Annotated in this window: 20 protein-coding genes; 9 read left to right on the top strand and 11 right to left on the bottom strand. The window is 33.2% G+C overall.

What is annotated here, in order from left to right:
* Positions 1-64: 64 nt before the first annotated feature.
* The 6 genes from ACNQGO_RS13110 (at position 65) to ACNQGO_RS13085 (ending at position 4,804) form a co-directional block, all read left to right on the top strand.
* Positions 65-946 (top strand): bifunctional 5,10-methylenetetrahydrofolate dehydrogenase/5,10-methenyltetrahydrofolate cyclohydrolase, encoded by an 882-nt coding sequence (locus ACNQGO_RS13110; protein WP_417945716.1) that lies wholly within the window; start codon positions 65-67, stop codon positions 944-946.
* 220 nt (positions 947-1,166) lie between these two features.
* Entirely contained in the window at positions 1,167-2,093 is a 927-nt protein-coding gene (locus tag ACNQGO_RS13105; protein WP_417985538.1) for a magnesium transporter CorA family protein, read from the top strand.
* Positions 2,094-2,177: 84 nt separating this feature from the next.
* Positions 2,178-2,309 carry a hypothetical protein gene (locus tag ACNQGO_RS13100; protein WP_417948030.1) on the top strand — a complete coding sequence of 44 codons (132 nt, stop codon included), beginning with the start codon at positions 2,178-2,180 and terminating at the stop codon, positions 2,307-2,309.
* Between the two features lie 147 nt (positions 2,310-2,456).
* Positions 2,457-3,071 carry a hypothetical protein gene (locus ACNQGO_RS13095; RefSeq protein WP_417948029.1) on the top strand — a complete coding sequence of 205 codons (615 nt, stop codon included), beginning with the start codon at positions 2,457-2,459 and terminating at the stop codon, positions 3,069-3,071.
* Between the two features lie 2 nt (positions 3,072-3,073).
* Complete coding sequence (locus ACNQGO_RS13090; protein ID WP_417948028.1) at positions 3,074-3,367, top strand: winged helix-turn-helix domain-containing protein; 294 nt, start codon at positions 3,074-3,076, stop codon at positions 3,365-3,367.
* A gap of 54 nt (positions 3,368-3,421) precedes the next feature.
* A complete protein-coding gene (locus tag ACNQGO_RS13085; protein ID WP_417947931.1) occupies positions 3,422-4,804 on the top strand; it encodes a DUF4153 domain-containing protein in 1,383 nt (460 codons plus the stop codon).
* Between the two features lie 70 nt (positions 4,805-4,874).
* Here ACNQGO_RS13085 and rluF read toward each other — a convergent pair whose 3' ends face one another.
* The 4 genes from rluF to ACNQGO_RS13065 all read right to left on the bottom strand — a co-directional run bounded on the left by rluF (position 4,875) and on the right by ACNQGO_RS13065 (position 8,638).
* Positions 4,875-5,696, bottom strand: a complete 822-nt coding sequence (gene rluF / locus ACNQGO_RS13080) for a 23S rRNA pseudouridine(2604) synthase RluF (RefSeq protein WP_417985537.1) — start codon at positions 5,694-5,696, stop codon at positions 4,875-4,877.
* A 183-nt stretch (positions 5,697-5,879) separates the two neighbouring features.
* Complete coding sequence (locus ACNQGO_RS13075; protein ID WP_417985536.1) at positions 5,880-6,722, bottom strand: alpha/beta fold hydrolase; 843 nt, start codon at positions 6,720-6,722, stop codon at positions 5,880-5,882.
* A 38-nt stretch (positions 6,723-6,760) separates the two neighbouring features.
* Positions 6,761-7,540, bottom strand: coding sequence for a zinc ribbon domain-containing protein (locus ACNQGO_RS13070; protein WP_309758218.1), 780 nt, complete (start codon positions 7,538-7,540; stop codon positions 6,761-6,763).
* Between the two features lie 3 nt (positions 7,541-7,543).
* Entirely contained in the window at positions 7,544-8,638 is a 1,095-nt protein-coding gene (locus ACNQGO_RS13065; RefSeq protein WP_417985535.1) for a Nif3-like dinuclear metal center hexameric protein, read from the bottom strand.
* Positions 8,639-8,734: 96 nt separating this feature from the next.
* On the opposite strand from ACNQGO_RS13065, the gene lpxK reads away from it, so the two are divergent.
* Together lpxK and ACNQGO_RS13055 are read left to right on the top strand one after the other, a co-directional pair.
* Positions 8,735-9,784: a tetraacyldisaccharide 4'-kinase gene (lpxK, locus tag ACNQGO_RS13060; protein WP_417985534.1), complete on the top strand. Its 1,050-nt coding sequence runs from the start codon at positions 8,735-8,737 to the stop codon at positions 9,782-9,784.
* Entirely contained in the window at positions 9,756-10,568 is an 813-nt protein-coding gene (locus ACNQGO_RS13055; RefSeq protein ID WP_417985533.1) for a purine-nucleoside phosphorylase, read from the top strand. Before lpxK ends, ACNQGO_RS13055 begins: the two co-directional genes overlap by 29 nt.
* Position 10,569: 1 nt before the next feature.
* Here ACNQGO_RS13055 and ACNQGO_RS13050 read toward each other — a convergent pair whose 3' ends face one another.
* The 3 genes from ACNQGO_RS13050 to lipA form a co-directional block, all read right to left on the bottom strand.
* Positions 10,570-12,741: a tetratricopeptide repeat-containing hybrid sensor histidine kinase/response regulator gene (locus ACNQGO_RS13050; protein ID WP_417985532.1), complete on the bottom strand. Its 2,172-nt coding sequence runs from the start codon at positions 12,739-12,741 to the stop codon at positions 10,570-10,572.
* Between the two features lie 28 nt (positions 12,742-12,769).
* Positions 12,770-13,765, bottom strand: a complete 996-nt coding sequence (gene gap / locus ACNQGO_RS13045) for a type I glyceraldehyde-3-phosphate dehydrogenase (RefSeq protein ID WP_309758226.1) — start codon at positions 13,763-13,765, stop codon at positions 12,770-12,772.
* Positions 13,766-13,832: 67 nt separating this feature from the next.
* Positions 13,833-14,732 (bottom strand): lipoyl synthase, encoded by a 900-nt coding sequence (gene lipA, locus ACNQGO_RS13040; RefSeq protein WP_417970589.1) that lies wholly within the window; start codon positions 14,730-14,732, stop codon positions 13,833-13,835.
* Between the two features lie 342 nt (positions 14,733-15,074).
* On the opposite strand from lipA, the gene ACNQGO_RS13035 reads away from it, so the two are divergent.
* Positions 15,075-15,926, top strand: coding sequence for a M48 family metalloprotease (locus ACNQGO_RS13035; protein ID WP_417985531.1), 852 nt, complete (start codon positions 15,075-15,077; stop codon positions 15,924-15,926).
* Positions 15,927-15,982: 56 nt separating this feature from the next.
* Here the strand turns inward: ACNQGO_RS13035 and ACNQGO_RS13030 are convergent, their stop codons facing one another.
* The 4 genes from ACNQGO_RS13030 to ACNQGO_RS13015 form a co-directional block, all read right to left on the bottom strand.
* Positions 15,983-16,804 (bottom strand): energy transducer TonB, encoded by an 822-nt coding sequence (locus ACNQGO_RS13030; RefSeq protein WP_417985530.1) that lies wholly within the window; start codon positions 16,802-16,804, stop codon positions 15,983-15,985.
* A gap of 327 nt (positions 16,805-17,131) precedes the next feature.
* On the bottom strand, positions 17,132-17,683 hold the full coding sequence (locus ACNQGO_RS13025) for an RNA polymerase sigma factor (RefSeq protein ID WP_309756908.1): 552 nt from the start codon (positions 17,681-17,683) through the stop codon (positions 17,132-17,134).
* On the bottom strand, positions 17,674-18,780 hold the full coding sequence (locus ACNQGO_RS13020; protein WP_417985529.1) for a glycosyltransferase: 1,107 nt from the start codon (positions 18,778-18,780) through the stop codon (positions 17,674-17,676). Before ACNQGO_RS13020 ends, ACNQGO_RS13025 begins: the two co-directional genes overlap by 10 nt.
* 99 nt (positions 18,781-18,879) lie before the next feature.
* On the bottom strand, positions 18,880-19,494 hold the full coding sequence (locus tag ACNQGO_RS13015; protein WP_417985528.1) for an FMN-binding negative transcriptional regulator: 615 nt from the start codon (positions 19,492-19,494) through the stop codon (positions 18,880-18,882).
* Positions 19,495-19,542 lie beyond the last annotated feature (48 nt).

Below are 19,542 nucleotides of genomic sequence, written 5' to 3'. Positions count from 1 at the left end.
ACAGAAAGTCTTAAAGTCGCAATGATTTTAAGACTTTCGGCTTTAATATATTAAACAAACAACAATGCAACTACTAGACGGAAAAAAAACAGCAGAAGATATCAAGAGCGAAATTGCTGTTGAGGTCCAAAAAATGAAAGACAAAGGGGAGAAAGTTCCCCATTTAGCAGCGCTTATAGTAGGGAATGATGGTGCCAGTTTAACCTATGTGGGAAGTAAAGTAAAAGCCTGCGAAAGAGTAGGTTTTGAATCTACACTAGTCAAAATGCCAAGTACGACGACTGAAATCGAATTGCTGAAAAAGATTAAGGAACTGAATGAAAATGATGAAATTGATGGTTTTATTGTTCAATTACCACTTCCAGAGCAAATCGATGAGCAAAAAGTATTGATGGCCGTTGATCCTAGTAAAGATGTCGATGGATTTCACCCGGAGAACTTCGGAAAAATGGCACTAGACATGACTACCTTTATTCCTGCGACACCTTTCGGAATTTTAGAATTACTAGAGCGTTATGGCGTAGAGACCAAAGGAAAGCATACTGTTGTTATTGGGCGCAGTCATATTGTGGGTCGCCCAATGAGCATTTTGATGGGTAGAAAAGGCTTTCCAGGGAATTCGACTGTTACCCTTACACACAGCTACACTAAAAATATTGAAGAAATTACGGTTCAGGCAGATATTATTATTACCGCTTTGGGTGTTCCTAATTATTTAAAGGCAAATATGGTAAAAGAGGGCGTTGTAGTGATTGACGTTGGTATTACGCGCGTTCCCGATGAAACGAATGCAAAAGGGTATGTGATTACGGGTGATGTCGATTTTGATCAGGTTAGTGAAAAAGCATCTTTTATTACGCCAGTTCCAGGTGGAGTAGGTCCTATGACGATTGCGATGTTGTTGAAAAATACATTACTAGCAAGAGAGATGAAAAGAAATAAATAAAATAAATTGTTTGAAAAGTAAGCCTTAAATTATATTTGAGGCTTTTTTTGTCTTAAGAAGAACTTAAATAAAAGAATTAATGCTTTGTATCTTATTTTAAAGAATACTTTTGCAACACTTAAAGAAATTGATAATGGACGATTATTATTCGGAAATGTTAAACTAATATAGCACTTGAACTATTTTCAAGAGGCTATACCTAAACCTATAGAATTTTGAAATGAGAGCTTTTTACAAAAACAATAACGGATTATTTGCCATTCCTGAATGGACTCCAAACTGCTGGATTAATATAGAATGTCCTACCGAAGCAGAGAAAAAATATTTACTAGAAGAATTACAAATTCCAGAAGCATTTTATAACGATATCGAAGACATTGACGAAAGACCAAGGATAGAAATTGAAAATGGTTGGACGTTGATTATTATGCGAATTCCGGTGAAAAGCAACGATGTAAAATTGCCCTTTCATACCATTCCTGTTGGTGTTGTGTTTAAAGGAGAAGTTTGCATTACCATTAGTTTTCATCAAACAGAAATGCTTACAGATTTTGTGATTTATACCAATCGGAAAAACATAAATATCAAAGATAATTTTGATTTAGTATTGAAACTACTATTGTCATCGAGTGTTTGGTTTTTGAAATACCTCAAGCAAGTCAATCAAAAAATAAAATTGGCCGAGGATAATCTTGAAAAATCGATCAAGAATGAGGAACTACAAGCGCTGCTTCAAATTGAGAAATGCTTGGTATTTTTTATGACTTCATTGAAAGGGAATGATATTTTATTGCAACGAATCAAGAATATAAAATCCCAAAAAGAACATTTTGATTTGGATTTGCTGGAAGATGTAGAAATTGAATTGCGTCAAGCGCAGGAAACTACTAATATTTACAGCGACATACTAACGGGAACAATGGATGCGTATGCTTCTGTGATTTCGAATAATATGAATACGATTATGAAGCAAATGACTTCGATTTCGATTATTCTGATGATTCCAACCTTGATTGCTAGTTTATACGGAATGAATGTGCCCAATGATTTAGAGAGCAATAGATACGGGATCTGGATTGTAATTTCAGTATCGGTTTTGTTATCCGCTTTTGGTGTGTATTTATTCAAAAGAAAGAGGTGGTTTTAATTTATTAACGTTTATAATCTTACTTTTTTGGATGTTTGATTCAATTAATTTATATATTTGAACATATAATTAAATACTATAAAAATGAAAATTTCAAAAAGAGATGTACTAATGTTTTTCTTAGGATTTGCTACGCTTTTTATCATAGAGACAATTTACGACTGGGATTCTACTATTGGTGAGATTCAAAGAGGTTTCGAAGCAGGCTTAAAATAGATTCTTAGCAAACGAATCTTTTATAACTATCTTTTCTTATCAACAGAAAGGGAATTATTTTTAATAAATATTTATTAAAAAATAATTCCCTTTCTGTTTTGTAATCTAAAATTAATAAATAACTTTGCTATTCAAAGTACTTTTATTATGAGTCAAAACCTTCAAGAAGATTTATCGCATATTCGTTCCATGATGGAGCGTTCTTCTAGATTTATTTCATTAAGTGGCCTCTCTGGAGTTTTCGCAGGTTTCTTTGCATTGGCTGGATCCCTTTATGTGTATCAATTATTTGAGCGTAAAGGCATTGCCTATTTTGATGGTCTGCATAAGACGTATAGTTTTGAATTAGTAATCGAATTAATTTTTATTGCTGTAGTGATATTACTGTTAGCGTTAAGTTCGGGTGTGTTTTTTACATTAAGGAAAAGTAAAAAGTTTGATCTACCTATTTGGACTAGTGCTACAAAAAAAATGATATTGAATCTGGCCATGCCTTTATTAGTTGGAGGCGTTTTTTGTTTAGCACTTTTATACCATCATTTATTTGCTTTTTTAGCTCCAGTGACCTTATTATTTTATGGATTAGCCTTAGTAAATGCTGGAAAATATACATTTTCAGATATTAGATACCTTGGTGCATGTGAAATAGTTTTAGGATGTGTTTCTCTTTTTTATCTTGGTTTTGGTCTTGTTTTTTGGGCAATTGGTTTTGGAATTTTGCATATCCTGTACGGATTAATTGTGTTCAAAAAATACAAATAGAAATGGGAATCATTGACAAATTAAATAAAGATTTTGAAAGTCGGGTCAGATTAGGCATTATGTCTGTTCTGATGGTGAACGACTGGATCGACTTTACCGAAATGAAATCTTTATTGAATATCACTGATGGAAATTTAGCCAGCCATTCTTCTGCTTTAGAGAAATCAGAATACATTGAAATAAAAAAAGAGTTTGTTGGCAAAAAACCAAAAACCTCGTATCGAGTGACCAATATGGGTAGAGCTGCTTTTGTTTCACACTTAAATAGTCTTGAAAAATTAATCAAATCAAAATAATCCTTTTTTTTAACTTTTTACTTTGAAATACAAAGTACTTTTAAATTTTAAATTATGAAAAAACTACATTTTATTTTAGCAAGCAGTTTCATTTTTACACTGCTTTTTTACAATGAAGATCTGGGTCTCAATTGGGCCATTTTCGGTATGATTCAAACGGTCTTAATATGTTATTTCTTCCAAGAGAAATTTACTACAAGGTTACATCTGATTTTAGTGGTTGCATCGGTTTTGTCTTGTTTTGCTTTTGCTTGGTACGGTGATTTTTCATCATTTTTTGCAATGGCTTTGTCAATTATATTTTTACAATTCAAAACTCACAAACCAAAACTTAAAATGTTGCAGGCTCTTCCTTTGGCGTTGATCAACGGAATCGCTTCGTTAGGTCGCATATTGATGTTCAGTCAATATCTTCCTAAGCGAAAAGTCAATAACGATTTTGCAAAAAAACTGATTGCTTATTTTGTTATTCCTATCCTATTTCTTGGGTTATTTTTAATCGTATATTCTTTTGGAAGCGATCATTTTTCGTCTTTATTTGCAGGATATTATTTAGATATTGATGTGTGGCAAGCATTTGTAATTACCGCTTTAGGATTTTTCATTTCGTTCACTTTCTGGAATTATTGGATTCCTGAGATTTGTTATGAAAAGAATGATGTATTGGACAGTGATTTTAAGCAAGAAGCAAAAACGCAAAACCATAATTCATTTTCGTTTTTGGATATTGATTTTGAAAGAAGAAGTGGAGAGATTACATTGTTTCTTTTAAATATTCTCCTTTTGGTTTTCATTACAACGTATAATTACGAACAGTTTTTTGAAGTGGTCGAAAAATCCAACTTAAGTTCTGATACACTCGAAAGAGTTACTGCTGTTGTTTTTTCAATCATAATGGCAATTTGTGTTATTTTATTCTATTTTAAAGGAGGATTTAATTTTGATGTAAAAGCTCAAAATCTTAAAAAATTAGCTAAGATATGGATTTTTTTAAATGGGATTTTAATACTATCTGCAATTATCAAAAACTCAGAATATGTTTCTTATTTTGGTTTAACCTATAAAAGATTAGGTGTGTTTGCTTTCTTGATTTTAGCGATCGTTGGATTGGTTATTGCCTTTTTTAAAATTATAAATCAAAAAACCAATGCCTATCTTTTCAACCAAATGATTTGGTATTTTTATGGTACGGTACTTTTGTGCAGTTTTTTGAATTGGGGAAACCTTATTACGAATTACAATATTACAGTAAACAAAGGAGTAGATCCTATATTTTTATCAAGACTGAACTTTAATGATGAAGTTAGAAGAGAATATTTTTTGCAAAATAATCTAGATGGTCAATATATTGAACTTTCACGAGAAAAGGAGATTAGTCGCTATCAATCAGAATCATTTTTATCAAAAGCTTTATACTACGAAACTTTGAATAGATAATTATTATTAAATTGAAAAACCCAAGAATTACATCTTGGGTTTTTCAATTCAATTTATTTGTCTTTTTAACTTAATAATCTCCCTTTTTCTTAAAACGAGGATCGTCTCTTTTTATAAATTCAGTTCTTTTTCTAGTAACTTCAATTTTTTCAGGCTTTGGTAAACTGGCTTCCTCGGTTTTGCTTGATGGTTCAATGAGTTCGTTAAGTTCTTTGATTTCGGCATCAGTTAAATCACGGAATCTGCCAACAGGAATATCTAGCGATATATTGATAATTCGGATGCGCTTCAAAGCAATAACGTCATAACCCAAATACTCACACATTCTGCGAATTTGACGGTTTAAACCTTGTGTTAAAATGATTTTGAATGTGGTCGAGCTTATTTTTTCTACCTTACATTTTCGAGTGACTGTGTCTAAAATAGGAACTCCATTACTCATTTTTTCGATAAAACGATCGGTAATCAATTTGTTGACCGTTACCGTATATTCTTTTTCGTGATTGTTTCTAGCACGAAGAATTTTATTGACAATATTGCCGTCATTTGTCATAAAAATCAACCCTTCAGATGCTTTGTCTAAACGACCGATAGGAAAAATACGAGTCGGATAGTTAATATAATCTACAATATTGCCACGAACCTCTAAGTTGGTAGTACATTCAATTCCTACAGGTTTATTAAAAGCTAAATAAATAGATTGCTCTCTTTTTTCTCGAATCAGTTTTCCATCAATACGCACTTCGTCATGTGGAGAAACTTTCGTACCTAATTCTGGAACAACACCATTGATGGTAACTCGACCTTCTTCAATGATTTTATCAGCTTCTCGTCGAGAGCAATATCCCGTTTCTCCTATGAATTTATTGAGGCGTTTTAGATTATCTTCCATGATGCAAAAGTAATCAATTTGATAATTAGATACTATTTAAAGTTGATTTGAAAAGTATTGTTTCGCAAAGATGTTCAAAAATGTAACGCAGATAAAGTAATTTTTTTTTGCAAGAAATCATAAAAAACTTCGTGCTGCTTTGTGTTTCCTTTGTGAATCTTTGCGAAACATTTTTTTTTAAAATTAGTCAAATAAAAATCGGTATACTTTTTTATATAATTCATCATCGTGCATGCTGTGCCCTAAACCTTTAGTTTCAATAAATATTGCATTTCTCCAAGCAGCCGCTATTTTTTTTCCTTCTTCAAATAAAACTACAGCATCGTCAACATCATGAGCTATTAGTCCTTTTATATTTATTTTGGATGCAAACAGTTTACCCGAAAAATGTTCTAACTGGAGGTTGAAATTATTTAAGTAATGCGCTTCTAAGGATTTTGTGATTCTAGAATTCAAGCTTAATAAGGCAACATAATTGTTCAAGATAATTTTGAAATCGCTAGGAGATCCTAAAATAACCATTTTTTGAACGGCATCATTTTGATAAACGGATTGGTAGTACAAACAAGTTTTTCCACCAATAGAATGACCTATTAAGTATTGAGGTTTGAATTTTTCGACAGCGATGTCAATAAATTCTGCATATTTTGGAATACTAAATTCTTTTCCGCTAGACAATCCATGTGCAGGGCCGTCAATGGCAATGATAGTACTTCCAGATTTTTTTAAATATGGCAGTAAAGTTTCCCAGCGAGATGCATTACTTTCCCAACCATGAACCAAAAGAATTACGGTATCATTTCCCTGCCATGAATAAGTTTGAAAGGAATGTTCTTTGTGTTGAAAGGTCTCGGATTTTGCTTCTTGTAGAATTTTAGGAAGCCCGTTTTGAGATAATTTACCTTCTCGAGGTTCACTAAAAAAAGCGTACGCTAATTGCGAAGCTTTTTTAGGAAATACAAAACTCAAGATGTTAATGTATAATCCAATGAATTTAGTGAGTATGAAATATATTATTTTTTTCATAAAAAAAAGTCCCGATGTGGATCGGGACTCAAATGAATTTAGAATTTTGAAAACAATTGTTCCATTTTCTCTTTTTCTTCTTCAGCCAATACGCTGTCTACTAATATTCTTCCGGAATGTTCATCCGTAATAATTTTTTTTCTAGAAGCAATTTCAACTTGTGTCTGTGGAGGAATCGTAAAGAACGATCCTGCAGATGCACCTCTCTCAATAGAAACTACAGCTAAACCATTGCGAACACTAGTTCTAATTCTTGTGTAAGCAGCTAATAATCTTGCTTCGATTAAGTTTTGGTACTCAATTGATTTCTCAGATAGGAATGCCTCTTCTTTAGCAGTTTCTGCCATGATTGCATCCAATTCTGATTTTTTATGCTTTAAGTGATTTGATTTTGCTTCTAATCTTTCTTTAGAATTTGCAATTACTTCTTTCTTGTGTTCGATAGAAGCTTTCATTTCTTTAATTTGCTTCTCAGATAATTGAATCTCTAATTCTTGAAATTCAACCTCTTTTGTCAACGAATTAAATTCTCTGTTGTTACGAACTGTTTCTTGTTGTTTCGTATATTTTTTGATAGCCTCTTTGTGCTCATCAATTGCATTCTTTTTTACTTTGATTAGATCTTCGACAACTTCAAGTTCACTTTTCAATTTTTCTGAACGTGTGCTTAAACCCGCCACTTCATCTTCTAAATCTTCTACTTCTAAAGGAAGTTCTCCTCTTACGTTTCTGATTTCGTCAATTCTAGAGTCAATAAGCTGTAAATCGTAAATTGCTCTTAACTTGTCTTCAACACTTAATTCTTTCGTATTCGCCATATTCTATAAGTACTTAACTGGATTTGAATTTTCTTCTGATAAAATAACTGCAAAATTAAGGATTTTTTTCCGAAGATACTCAACAATATAATTTTTTGTATAGCGTTCACTTTCAAAATGTCCAATATCGGCTAATAGCAGTTGGTTTTCGGCTTCATAAAACTGATGATACTTCAAATCGGCGGTCAAATAAGCATCAGCGCCCGCTAGAATGGCATTTTTTATGGCAAAACTTCCTGCTCCACCTAAAACAGCCACTTTTTTGATGTCCTTTCCTATAAAATTCGAATGACGAATTCCGCCACAGTGCATTTTTTCTTTTACGTAAAGTAGAAAATCTTTTTCCTTCATGGGGTTTTGTAATTCCCCGATCATTCCCAAACCAATATTCTGGTGTTTGTTTTCTAAATTATATAGTTCATAAGCCACTTCCTCATATAAATGACTTTTAAATAAAGCTTTTAGGATTTTATTTTCGAGATGCTTCTCAAAAGTGACCTCGATTTTAATCTCGTTAGCTTGTACAAACTCAAATCGTTCTCCTATTTCTGGATTACTCTGCTCGTTTCCCCTATAGGTGCCAATACCATTCGAATTGAAACTGCAATTTTCATAATTCCCGATAGTTCCCGCTCCAGCATCAAACAAGGCATTGCGTACTGTTTCTGCATTTTCAGGATTCGTGTAGGTTACTAATTTTCGAATAAAATGTTCTTTCGGAATAAGGATTCGGGTGTTTATTAGTCCAAGTGCGTCACTAAATATTTTATTTACACCTTCTTGATGATTGTCTAAAGCGGTGTGAACGGCATAAATGGCAATATCATTTTTTATGGCTTTAATGATGGCGCGTTCCACATAGTTTTTCCCTGTTATTTTTTTTAAACCTGAAAATAATATGGGATGAAAGCAAACCACCAGATTACAATTTTTTGCAATGGCTTCGTCAATTATATTCTCTAATGCATCGTGACAAACTAAAATACCTGTCGCATCTGTATCTTGATCTCCAACCAATAAACCCACATTGTCAAAGTCTTCGGCGTAAGCGAGAGGTGCCATTTCTTCCAGTACAGTAATTATTTCTTTGATTTTCATTAGGCGGTTTATTGATGGTTTAAAGCGGCTTTTTCTACTAAACAAATTAACGAATAAACAAATCAACTTTAAAATAAAATATTCTACTTTCGTGAAATGAATTTACTGCGAAAATTACTGTTTCCGTTTTCCATTTTATATGGTTTGATCACGAGTATGCGGAATTTTTTTTTCGATACAGGGATTTTAAAATCGTACTCATTTGATTTGCCTGTTATTGCTGTTGGGAATCTTAGCGTTGGTGGAACCGGAAAAACACCTCAAATCGAATATTTGATTCGGTTGCTATCAGATCAATATAAAGTAGCCACATTAAGCCGAGGTTATAAAAGACAATCTAAAGGTTTTATTTTGGCTCAAGCCAATACCAATGCAGAAATTGTGGGAGACGAACCTTTTCAGTTTTTTGAAAAATTCAAACAAATTCAGGTAGCTGTTGATGCAGATAGAAAAAATGGAATAGAACAACTACTTTTGCAACCCGAAAACCCAGAAGTGATCTTACTCGATGATGCTTTTCAGCACCGAAAGGTTAAGGCAGGATTTTATATTTTACTGACTTCCTATGATGATTTGTATTCAGATGATTGGATACTACCCACTGGAAATTTACGTGAAAGTAGAAGTGGCGCTAAAAGGGCGAATGTAATTATTGTAACGAAGTGTCCTGCAGATCTTTCGATCCAGGAACAAAAAGAAATTAAAAGCCGATTAAAAGTTGTATCAGATCAAGAAGTATACTTTACCTATGTAACCTACGACACTTTTGTGTACAACGAAAAAAGTAAAAAGCAGGTGGTTGAAATACAATCAGTTGCTAAAGTGCTGATTGCAGGAATTGCAAAACCAGAACCGTTTTTTGCCAATTTAAAAGATACAAATGATGTCTGTTTGTCTTTTCCAGACCATCATAATTTTAACGAAAAAGACATTTTAGAAATTAAAAATGTAGCTCAAAACAAAATTATTGTAACTACCGAAAAAGATTATGTACGACTAAAAGGAAGATTGCCTAGTGAGCAACTTTTCTATTTACCGATACAAAGTGACTTTCTTTCAAGTCAAGATTTTGATGCAGTTGAAGAAACAAAAAAATTTAATAAAACAATTATAGAATATGTGGGAACAAGTACAAGAAACCGTTAACCAGATTAAGGAGAAAATCGATTTTACACCAGAATACGGTGTGATTTTAGGTTCAGGATTAGGGAATTTTACAGATGAAATGGAAGTGGCGTATACGTTACCGTATAATGAAATTATAAATTTTCCAGTTTCAACAGTTCAGGGACATAAAGGAGCATTGGTTTTTGGGACCATTGGAGATAAAAAAATAGTAGCAATGCAAGGCCGTTTTCATTTTTATGAAGGCTATTCGATGACTGAGGTTACTTTTCCGGTACGAGTAATGAAATTTTTAGGAGTTGAAAAATTAGTGGTTTCTAATGCTTCTGGTGGTGTAAATCCTAATTATAAAGTGGGTTCTATTGTTATGATTACAGACCACATCAATATGACACCAGAACATCCTTTGCGTGGAAAAAATGACGAACGTTTTGGACCAAGGTTTGTAAATATGAGTGAACCCTATTCGAGAAAAATGATTGCAAAAGCGACTGAAATTGCAAAAGACTTGAATATTGAAGTCCAAGAGGGAATATATTTAGGGTTGCAAGGACCTACTTTTGAAACTCTTGCAGAATACAAAATGGTTAAAATCCTAGGTGCAGATTGCGTGGGAATGTCAACAGTACCAGAAGTAATTGTAGCGCGTCACATGGACTTAGAAACCTTTGGAATTTCAGTAATTACTGATATGGGTGATGCAGAAAGTATAGGTACTATTTCCCACGATGAAGTTCTTGAAGCTGCAAAAAATGCAGAGCCTAAAGTAAGAAGCTTGATAAAGGAATTGATTTTATACTACTAGATTATATGTGCTCAGCAATAATTCTATAAAATTCATCGGGTATGAACGGTTTTGTAATCACATCGTTCATGCCAAATGACAATAATAAGTCACGATTTTCAAGCAATGAAATTGCAGTTAGTGCAATAATTGGTGTCTTACTATTAAAGCATCGTATGGTTTCAGTTGCGATGGTGCCATTTATGCCAGGCAAGTGTACATCCATAAGTACTAAGTCAAATATTTTATTTTTTAATACATCAATAGCTTCCTCGCCATTGTCAATGATTTCACAAGTGATGCCTTTGCTAATGAGCATTTTCTTAGTAATCATCTGATTGATTTTATTATCCTCAACCACAAGAATCTTTTTATTCATTAATTTAGAAGCGTCATATTTTACAAGAGGTTTGTCTTCTAATTGAGATTCCTGAAGTGTACTAACAGGGAATTCTAACGAAAAGTAAAAGGATGAACCTTCGCCTACAATACTTTTAAGTTGGATATTGCCTCCAAGAATTTTAATTAATTTTTTCACAATAGTTAAACCCAATCCTGTACCACCATATTTTCTATTTACTTCTATCGAGCCTTGTGAAAAGCTGTCAAAAACAGTAGCTAATTTATCTTCAGGTATTCCAATTCCAGTATCTGTTATTTCAAAATACAATGTGGCTTTTGAATTTTTTAATTGCTGTAGGTTTGCAGAAACGGTAACCTCTCCATTTTTGGTAAATTTTAAGGCGTTATTAATTAAATTTAGGATGATTTGCGATAATTTTGTGGGGTCGCCTATTAAATAATCAGGGATTTCGGGGTCGACTTCTAGACAAAAAGTATTGTTGTTAACAACTGCCAGCTCTTTTAAAGAATGTTTAATGTCCTCTAATAATTTTTTGAGATTAAATGTAGTGTATTCAATTTCGATATTATCGGACTCAATTTTATTTATTTCCAAAATTTCGTTGATGAATTTCGTTAAATAATCCCCTGAAAACTTTAGGGAGGATAGATAATCCAATTGTGTTTCCTTTGGGTTTTCTTCTAATAATAAGTGAGTTATTCCGTTGATAGCGTTTAAAGGTGTCCTAAGCTCATGACTTACAGTTGATAAAAATTCAGACCTAGCTTTCGAGGCCTTTTCGGCTTTATTTTTGGCAATTTCTAGTTCTTGGTTTTTGTCTTGTAATAACAAGTTAGATTTATTTCGAATGATGTTATTTCGGTATAAAGACAAGCTTAATAGGGATAATATTGAAATCAAGGCTATTGCGAAAATACTTATTAACTTAGTGAATTTATTGATCTTTTCTTGTTCTTTGTTCTGATAATTGATTTGTGCAATTTCTTTCAATTTCTCAGATTCCTTAAACTTTTGATAATCGTCGATACCCAATCTTTCGTTATCTAAAATAGAAATGCTTTCTTTTAAATTTAAATGTTGTTTTAAATAGAAGTAGGCATTGGTTTTGTCTAATGTTTTTTCATACACTTCGCTTAAGGCTAGTAAAATCTTTGATTTTTGTTCTGAGTTTTTTGTTTTATTGTTTAACTCTAATGCTTTATTGAAGTAGTTTATCGCTAGATTATTTCTGTTCCGGCTAGCTTCAATAATCCCAATTTGGTAGGAGGCTTCGCTTTTAGTGTTGATTGCAGCAGCCTTATTCGTTTTGGCAAGTATCGTTTTAAAGGAAGCTAATGCTAAATCTATATTATTACTGGCCATGTATACTAACCCATTTTGAAGTTGTAATAATTCATCAGAATCAGTAATTCCTAATTTGGTATTTACAGATTTTGCTTTTTCAAAGTATGCCGCAGCTTGGTGGTATTTTTCTTTTTGCATGTAGCAAAGGCCAAGATGATAATAATTGGCCGATTGCTGTGGACTTAGATCGAAATTAGAGGATAACATAACACTTTTTAAAAAAGCTTCTATGGCATCATCGTATTTTTTTAAATCTAAATAAATTTTTCCAAGGGTAAAAGTTTGCTGTGCTTGGACTTTAATATTTTTGTTTTTTGCAGCAAACCGGATAGCTTTTTGGCTATTAAATAAGGCCTCTTTGTAATTGTTCGATTGGATTTCGGTCTTGCTTAAATTGCTATAGTATGTTGTGCTGTCAATTCTCTCATTGGGCTGAGCTTGTAATGATATATAAAAAACAACAATAAAAGTAAAAACATACTTCATGTTTAGCAACGTTTTTTATTAATATTATTTACGTTTTGGTAAGTAAAATTAAATCAATAATTCGTGAGGAATATCCAATTTCATTATCATACCATCCTACTACTTTTACCATTTTATCAATAACTGAAGTAAGTTGTGCATCAAATATACAAGAATTTTTGTTGCCAATTACATCAACAGATACAATAGGATCTTCTGTATAGTCTAAAATACCTTTAAGATTTGTTTGTGCAGCTGTTTTAAAAGCCGCATTAATCTCTTCTATTGATACTGTGCGTTTTACATTAAAAGTAATATCGGTCAGTGAGCCATCAGGAACAGGTACTCGTATCCCGCATCCACCAATTTTGCCTTCAAACTCAGGAAATATTTTTGTTAATGCTTTGGCAGCTCCTGTAGTTGTAGGAACGATCGATTGACTTGCTCCACGAGCCCGACGTAAATCTTTGTGCGGTTGATCGTGTAAACTTTGGTCTGTTGTGTAGGAGTGGATAGTTGTTATATAAGCTTGTTCAATTCCGCACAGATCGTTGATGACTTTAATCATTGGTGCGGCGTTATTGGTTGTGCAACTAGCGTTTGAAATAATGGTTTCGCTTCCGTCTAAAATGCCTTCGTTTACTCCTAGTACAACTGTTTTTATGCTGTCAACTTCCGATGGTGCTGATAGAATTACTTTCTTGGCTCCAGCTGTAATGTGAGAATTCAATTCCTCAAAGGTTTTGTACTTGCCGGTTGATTCCACTACATAATCAATGTTTAAACTTTTCCAGTTTAAATTCGATATTTTTTTTTCATGAAAAAATAAAAAGTGTTTTCCGTCTACTAGAATTCCTTTTTCGTCGTGGTTAACCGCAAAGGGTAAAACTCCATGTATACTGTCGTACTTAATTAAGTGCGCCATTGTTTTTTTATCTGCAATATCGTTTATGGCAACAACTTCTATTGAGGGATGGTTCAAAAGTAATCGAAATAAATTCCTACCGATTCTTCCAAAACCGTTTATGGCAATTCTTGTTTTCAAATGGATATGATTATTCGTTTATTCGTTTATTTGGTTAACCGATTAAACAAATAAACGAACAAACTATTTATAAAATGTGTTTTTGTGCTTTGTATGAAGAACGAACTAATGGGCCGCTTTCAACATGTCGGAAGCCTAATTCTAAACCAAATTGCTCGTATTTTGCAAATTGTTCAGGTGTAATAAATTCCTTCACTGGCAAGTGTTTTTTACTGGGTTGCAAATATTGACCGATAGTTACAATATCAACATTGGCGTCACGTAAATCTCTCATGGTTTGGTAAACTTCTTCCTCTAGTTCGCCAAGTCCAAGCATGATTCCTGACTTTGTTCTGTTGATTCCCTTTTCTTTCAAGTACCGCAACACTTCTAAGCTTCGATCGTATTTTGCTTGAATTCGTACTTCACGCGTTAATCGACGAACCGTTTCCATATTATGCGAAACTACTTCAGGGTTGGCCTCTACGATGCGATCTATATTTCTTTCGATGCCTTGAAAATCACCTATCAACGTTTCTAGGGTGGTGTTTGGGTTCATTCTACGAATGGCTTTCACGGTTTCTATCCAAATAATAGACCCGCCATCTTTCAAATCATCTCTGTCAACGCTTGTTACTACTGCATGTTTAATGTTCATGATTTTGATAGAACGCGCCACTTTTTCTGGTTCGTCCCAGTCAACAGTTTCGGGTCTTCCGGTTTTTACACCGCAAAATCCGCAAGAACGTGTACACACATTTCCTAATATCATAAAGGTTGCGGTTCCTTCGCCCCAGCATTCTCCCATGTTTGGGCAACTTCCTGAGGTGCAAATGGTATTCAAGTTGTATTTGTCTACTAAGCCACGAAGTTCTGTGTATTTCTGGCCTATTGGAAGTTTTACCTTCAACCATTTTGGTTTAGCGACGTTTAGTTCGCCTTTCCCCAGAGTTCCTTGCGGTAAAATATTTTCTAAAACAGTTTCCATATATCAATTTTCAAAGCACAAAGATAAGTAAAGTTGTTAAGAAATTAGATTTTAGAATTAGGATTTATGAGCCTAAAGTAGAATTGTTTTAAGCTGTATTTACTAGACCAAGCCCGAAGGATGAGTTTAAATGTATCATTTGCTTTTGCTTTTGTTCCATCTGTAATACAGGGAGGCAGAGATGCTTATTAGGCTCATTAAAATAATATTTAAGAACTAATCGTACTAGTAACTTTTGTAGCTTGCATGCTTAGCACGTTTTAATTCTGTTATTTTAGGTAGATTTTTATTTTTTTTGAAATATTAAAAAATGGTACATTTGAAATTTAAAAACAATAACTTATGAAAAATAAATCAATACTTATTGCAGCATTATTGGTGTTACTAGGGTTTTTTAAAGCCAATGCACAAATCAATTTTGGAGAAAGGGCATTGGGAGCCCTGCAAAAAGGAGCAGCAGGATTAATATTTAGTGATGCTGATGCAGCAGCTTTATCTAAAGCAGCTGTAGATAAAATGGACTCGGAACACATTATTGCTGGACTTAAGGATCACTACACTATAAGGCTTAATAAAGTTTTTAGTAAATATACTTCTGGAGATGGATATACTCTAAATTATAAAGTGTATAAGTTAAATGAAGTTAATGCATTTGCGACTGCTGATGGTAGTGTGCGTGTTTACAGTGGTTTGATGGATATAATGGATGACAATGAATTGCTTGCCGTCATTGGTCACGAGATTGGTCATGTCGCTAATCATGATTCTCGTGATGCCATTAAAGCTGCTTATAAAAAGGAAGCGATTGTGGATGCAGTGGCTTCACAATCAAATAAAGTGGCGGCCATTACTGACAGTCAATTAGCTAAAATTGCTAGTGTAGTGATAGATAACAAGCACAGTAGAAAGCAAGAGTCAGAAGCGGATGAGTTCTCTTATAATTTTATGAAAAAAAACGGGTATAACGTGAATGCCGTTGCTTCTGCATTTTCTATTATAGCAAAAATGAGTGAAGGTGCTCAAGCTTCTTTTTTGGATAAAATGATGAGTTCGCATCCTGATCCTAAAGAAAGAGCAGAAATAGCTAGACAAAGAGCGGAAAAAGATGGATTGTACAAACCATATGTGCAACAAAAAACAGGTACTGCTAAATCGAAAGCAGTTAAGCCAACAACAGCAAAAAAGAAAAAGTAAACCTTTTTTGAGATTGCAAAAAAAAAGCAGAATTTTTAAATTCTGCTTTTTTTATATCAATTTAACTGAACGGTGATGGGCAAGTTATACGCGGTTCGAACTGCTTTTCCATCAATCATTCCAGGGGACCATTTTGTTTTCAAGGACTTTAATACTCTCACGGCCTCTTTCCCTAAACCATAACCTGGATCTCTTTTTACTTGAATATCGGTCATGCTGCCGTCTCTTTCAATGACAAATGAAACATAAACCCGAATTGATCCACTGCCGTCTATTTCTTGTTTCTCAAAATTATTACCTACATAATTATAGAATTTAGCAATGCCTCCAGGAAATTCTGGAAGTTTGTCAAGTGTTACACTGCTAACGATGGTATTGCCTAAATCAACAGGCGGTGATGTTGCAGTGCCATTTCCAGTGGATGTGGTAGGATTTAGACCCATTATTCCAGTCCCTTCAGAAGGAGTATTGGTTGCCATTGTATTATCTGTATTTTTTGCAATATCCTGATTGGCTTCAGTCGTTTTTACGATTTCTGGATTTACTAGAGCAGCACTTGTTACAGGAAGATCCACATTTTTAGTTTTTATCTTGGGCTGCGATTCTTGTGGTTGCAACTCATTCGGAATAATTTCTGTCAGTTGAATAACGGTATTTGTAAGTTCTGGTATTGTTATAGTAGTTCCTTCATTGGGATTCATATACGTCATGATCACAGGAATACTGAGTAATCCAGATAAAAGCAATACCCCCATAAACAATGCTGTTAATGCCGTTTTGGTACTTTCCATGCGCAGTTGATACGCTCCATATTCTTTGTTTCTGTCTTGAAAAACTAGATTAATCCAGCCGGTTTCATAAATGCTTAGTTTTGACATAGTGTATAGGATTTAGTGGTTAAGTACAATTAAATCATAAGCAAAAAGTGTTTTATTTTATAACGTGAGAAATAAGATTTTTAGTATATGAATTTAATAATTATTTTAGAATAATTATAATTTATACGCAACTAATTAACTATTAGGTTATTTAATTGTATATAAAATTTATTTTTAACTGAACAATTGAAACAATACGTCTAATAAAGTATTTAAGTGATGGCATTGGGATAGAATCTAAAAAAATGTATTGAATAAAATTCAAGTAAAATGACTCAACTAGTGTGGATTTTTGGTAAAAGAGAATCTTAAATGCTTAAGAATGAACTATCTTTTATTCTGAATAATTTCGGCTAGTAGTTTTTTGGCTCGAAGTAATTTAATTTTCACATTACTTAAAGGTTCCTCAATTTTATTGGCAATTTCCTGATAACTCAATTCTTGGAAATACCGGAGCTGAATCACTTCTTGATAATGTGGTTTTAATTCTTTGATGAATTGGAGCAATCGGGAAAGATTTTGCTCAGTAATCAATTCATCCTCAGCAGATGGTGTAGTATCTGCTATATTGTAGGCTTGCCGATCCTGATCATCGGTTATTTCGATAAAAAGGCTAGATTTCTTTTTTCGCAATAAATCGATGTGGACATTTTTTGCAATAGCAATCAACCAAGTATTAAATTGGAATTCGGAGTTGTAAGTTGCTATTTTATCGAAAGCTTTAGAGAAGGTTTCGATAGTTATATCTTCGGCATTGGTCTCGTTTTCAGTTCGTTTGAGCATAAAGCCATAGACTTCATTCCAATAATAATCCAATAGAAAAGTAAAGGCAACTTGATCGCCTTGTTTTGCTTTCTCTATTTGTTTGTTTATTTCCAATGTACCGGTTTTGAGAATATATTTGCAATAAAGATATTGATTTGAGTTAAGATTAGGGCTATTTCAACTAGCGGGAACCAGAATTTAATATCATTTTCTTTTAGTTTACCTGCTGAAAATCCTACCACAATCCATGCAACTATATATCGTAACGCGATCAAGCTTAAAACTAATATCCATTGAAATTGGAATGCTAATAACAATATGGGTAGCAAAAGGAATAGCAATTGAGAACAATAAAACGTTCCTAATTGTAATTGATCAAGTGGTTTGTAATACTGTGCAGTAGCAACATGCCTTCTTTTTTGTATTAACCAATCAGTGTAGGATGTTTTTGGTTTAGAAAGTGTGAAGCTTTCCGCTGCATAAGCAATGGTTGTATTTTTGCCATTTGCAGCTTGGTTTATAAATAAATCATCATCTCCAGAACGAACCTGCATGTGTTCTATAAATCCATTTACATTGAAAAACTCGTCTTTTTTATAGGCTAAATTTCTACCTACACCCATGTACGGATGTCCTATTTTTGCCCATGAAAAATATTGAACTGCTGTTAATAAAGTTTCATAACGAATGATTTTATTCAGAAACGAATTCGGTATTTTTTCATATTTGCCATAACCCAAAACAATTGTTTTTTGCATCGTAAATTGCGAACTCATAGCGGTTATCCAATCCTTTGATGTAGGGTAACAATCAGCGTCAGTAAATAACAAGTACTCTTTTTTAGCCGCTTTTATGCCTAAAGTAAGTGCGTATTTTTTATTTCCCCAAAAGGCTTCATTGTTCTGTACTTTTACCAAACGAATATTAGAATATTGCTTTTCAAAACCTTCAAAAATATCTAAAGTGGCATCGCTAGAGGCATCGTCAATGAGCACGATTTCATAATCAGGATAGTTTTGTTCCGCAAGTAACGGAATAAAATTAAGTACATTATCTTCTTCATTTTTAGCACAAACAATTACCGAAATAGGTATTCTTTTTGGCGTAATTTTTTGTGCTTTCGCAAAAGCAAATTTACCAAAAACCCCCAAGTAAAACGAAATTTGAACAACAACAATAAAGATAAAAAAGTAAAGAATTAGTATAAGCATTTTGCGTTTAGTGAGTTTGTAATCTTGTATTTTACGACGAGTGCAAAGGTAGGAATAGAATTGTAAATTGTAAATAGAATATGTGAATTTCGAAAGAATTTATATCGGGCATTTTTTCATCTCGTTTGCAACTGCTATGGACTGATTTGTATTGATTTTTTTCAACTCGGTAATAATATTTTGGTAGTTTTTATCGTCACGATTTTGGGACATTTTTTTTGTAGCTTGAATTTCAGTTATTTCTATTTCAAAGGCTACAATTCCGCGACTTTGCATCATGGTTTTTTTAGACAGGTTTTCTACTCGAATAGGATTTTGTGAGTTTTTCTCATACTTATCAACTAGCTTTTTTAAGGATTCGATGACGGCTTCTCCTTCAATAATTTTGATTTTTCCATACACATGAACGGCAATATAATTCCATGTTGGTACATTTTCATGATCATACCACGAGGAAGAAATATAACTGTGAGGTCCTGAAAATACTGCTAAAACTTCATCGTTATTTCGTAACCCTTCAGCTTGTGGATTTTCAGCGGAAATATGGCCGTACAAAATATCGTGACCCTCTGTAGTAGTTTCTAGTTCTAACGGTATATGTGTTGCGCACAATTTTCCGTTTGTTTGATTGATTAAAATGCCAAAGCTATTATCAAGAAGAAATTTTTTGATTTCTTCTTGATTTTCATTTTTGTAGATTTCTGGAGTGTACATCTTTAATTTAAAAATTAGGATTTATAAGTTTTGAAATACTATTTTGGT

Source organism: Flavobacterium frigidum, assembly GCF_048286735.1.
Lineage (GTDB): Bacteria > Bacteroidota > Bacteroidia > Flavobacteriales > Flavobacteriaceae > Flavobacterium.
This window is presented reverse-complemented; position numbering and strand designations above follow the sequence as displayed.

What these genes read in the sequence shown, in the direction of transcription:
- ACNQGO_RS13110 (WP_417945716.1), top strand. Translation starts at nt 65, where the DNA reads ATGCAACTACTAGACGGAAAAAAAACAGCAGAAGATATCAAGAGCGAA.
- ACNQGO_RS13105 (WP_417985538.1), top strand. Translation starts at nt 1,167, where the DNA reads ATGAGAGCTTTTTACAAAAACAATAACGGATTATTTGCCATTCCTGAA.
- ACNQGO_RS13100 (WP_417948030.1), top strand. Translation starts at nt 2,178, where the DNA reads ATGAAAATTTCAAAAAGAGATGTACTAATGTTTTTCTTAGGATTTGCT.
- ACNQGO_RS13095 (WP_417948029.1), top strand. Translation starts at nt 2,457, where the DNA reads ATGAGTCAAAACCTTCAAGAAGATTTATCGCATATTCGTTCCATGATG.
- ACNQGO_RS13090 (WP_417948028.1), top strand. Translation starts at nt 3,074, where the DNA reads ATGGGAATCATTGACAAATTAAATAAAGATTTTGAAAGTCGGGTCAGA.
- ACNQGO_RS13085 (WP_417947931.1), top strand. Translation starts at nt 3,422, where the DNA reads ATGAAAAAACTACATTTTATTTTAGCAAGCAGTTTCATTTTTACACTG.
- rluF (WP_417985537.1), bottom strand. Translation starts at nt 5,696, where the DNA reads ATGGAAGATAATCTAAAACGCCTCAATAAATTCATAGGAGAAACGGGA.
- ACNQGO_RS13075 (WP_417985536.1), bottom strand. Translation starts at nt 6,722, where the DNA reads ATGAAAAAAATAATATATTTCATACTCACTAAATTCATTGGATTATAC.
- ACNQGO_RS13070 (WP_309758218.1), bottom strand. Translation starts at nt 7,540, where the DNA reads ATGGCGAATACGAAAGAATTAAGTGTTGAAGACAAGTTAAGAGCAATT.
- ACNQGO_RS13065 (WP_417985535.1), bottom strand. Translation starts at nt 8,638, where the DNA reads ATGAAAATCAAAGAAATAATTACTGTACTGGAAGAAATGGCACCTCTC.
- lpxK (WP_417985534.1), top strand. Translation starts at nt 8,735, where the DNA reads ATGAATTTACTGCGAAAATTACTGTTTCCGTTTTCCATTTTATATGGT.
- ACNQGO_RS13055 (WP_417985533.1), top strand. Translation starts at nt 9,756, where the DNA reads ATGTGGGAACAAGTACAAGAAACCGTTAACCAGATTAAGGAGAAAATC.
- ACNQGO_RS13050 (WP_417985532.1), bottom strand. Translation starts at nt 12,741, where the DNA reads ATGAAGTATGTTTTTACTTTTATTGTTGTTTTTTATATATCATTACAA.
- lipA (WP_417970589.1), bottom strand. Translation starts at nt 14,732, where the DNA reads ATGGAAACTGTTTTAGAAAATATTTTACCGCAAGGAACTCTGGGGAAA.
- ACNQGO_RS13035 (WP_417985531.1), top strand. Translation starts at nt 15,075, where the DNA reads ATGAAAAATAAATCAATACTTATTGCAGCATTATTGGTGTTACTAGGG.
- ACNQGO_RS13030 (WP_417985530.1), bottom strand. Translation starts at nt 16,804, where the DNA reads ATGTCAAAACTAAGCATTTATGAAACCGGCTGGATTAATCTAGTTTTT.
- ACNQGO_RS13020 (WP_417985529.1), bottom strand. Translation starts at nt 18,780, where the DNA reads ATGCTTATACTAATTCTTTACTTTTTTATCTTTATTGTTGTTGTTCAA.
- ACNQGO_RS13015 (WP_417985528.1), bottom strand. Translation starts at nt 19,494, where the DNA reads ATGTACACTCCAGAAATCTACAAAAATGAAAATCAAGAAGAAATCAAA.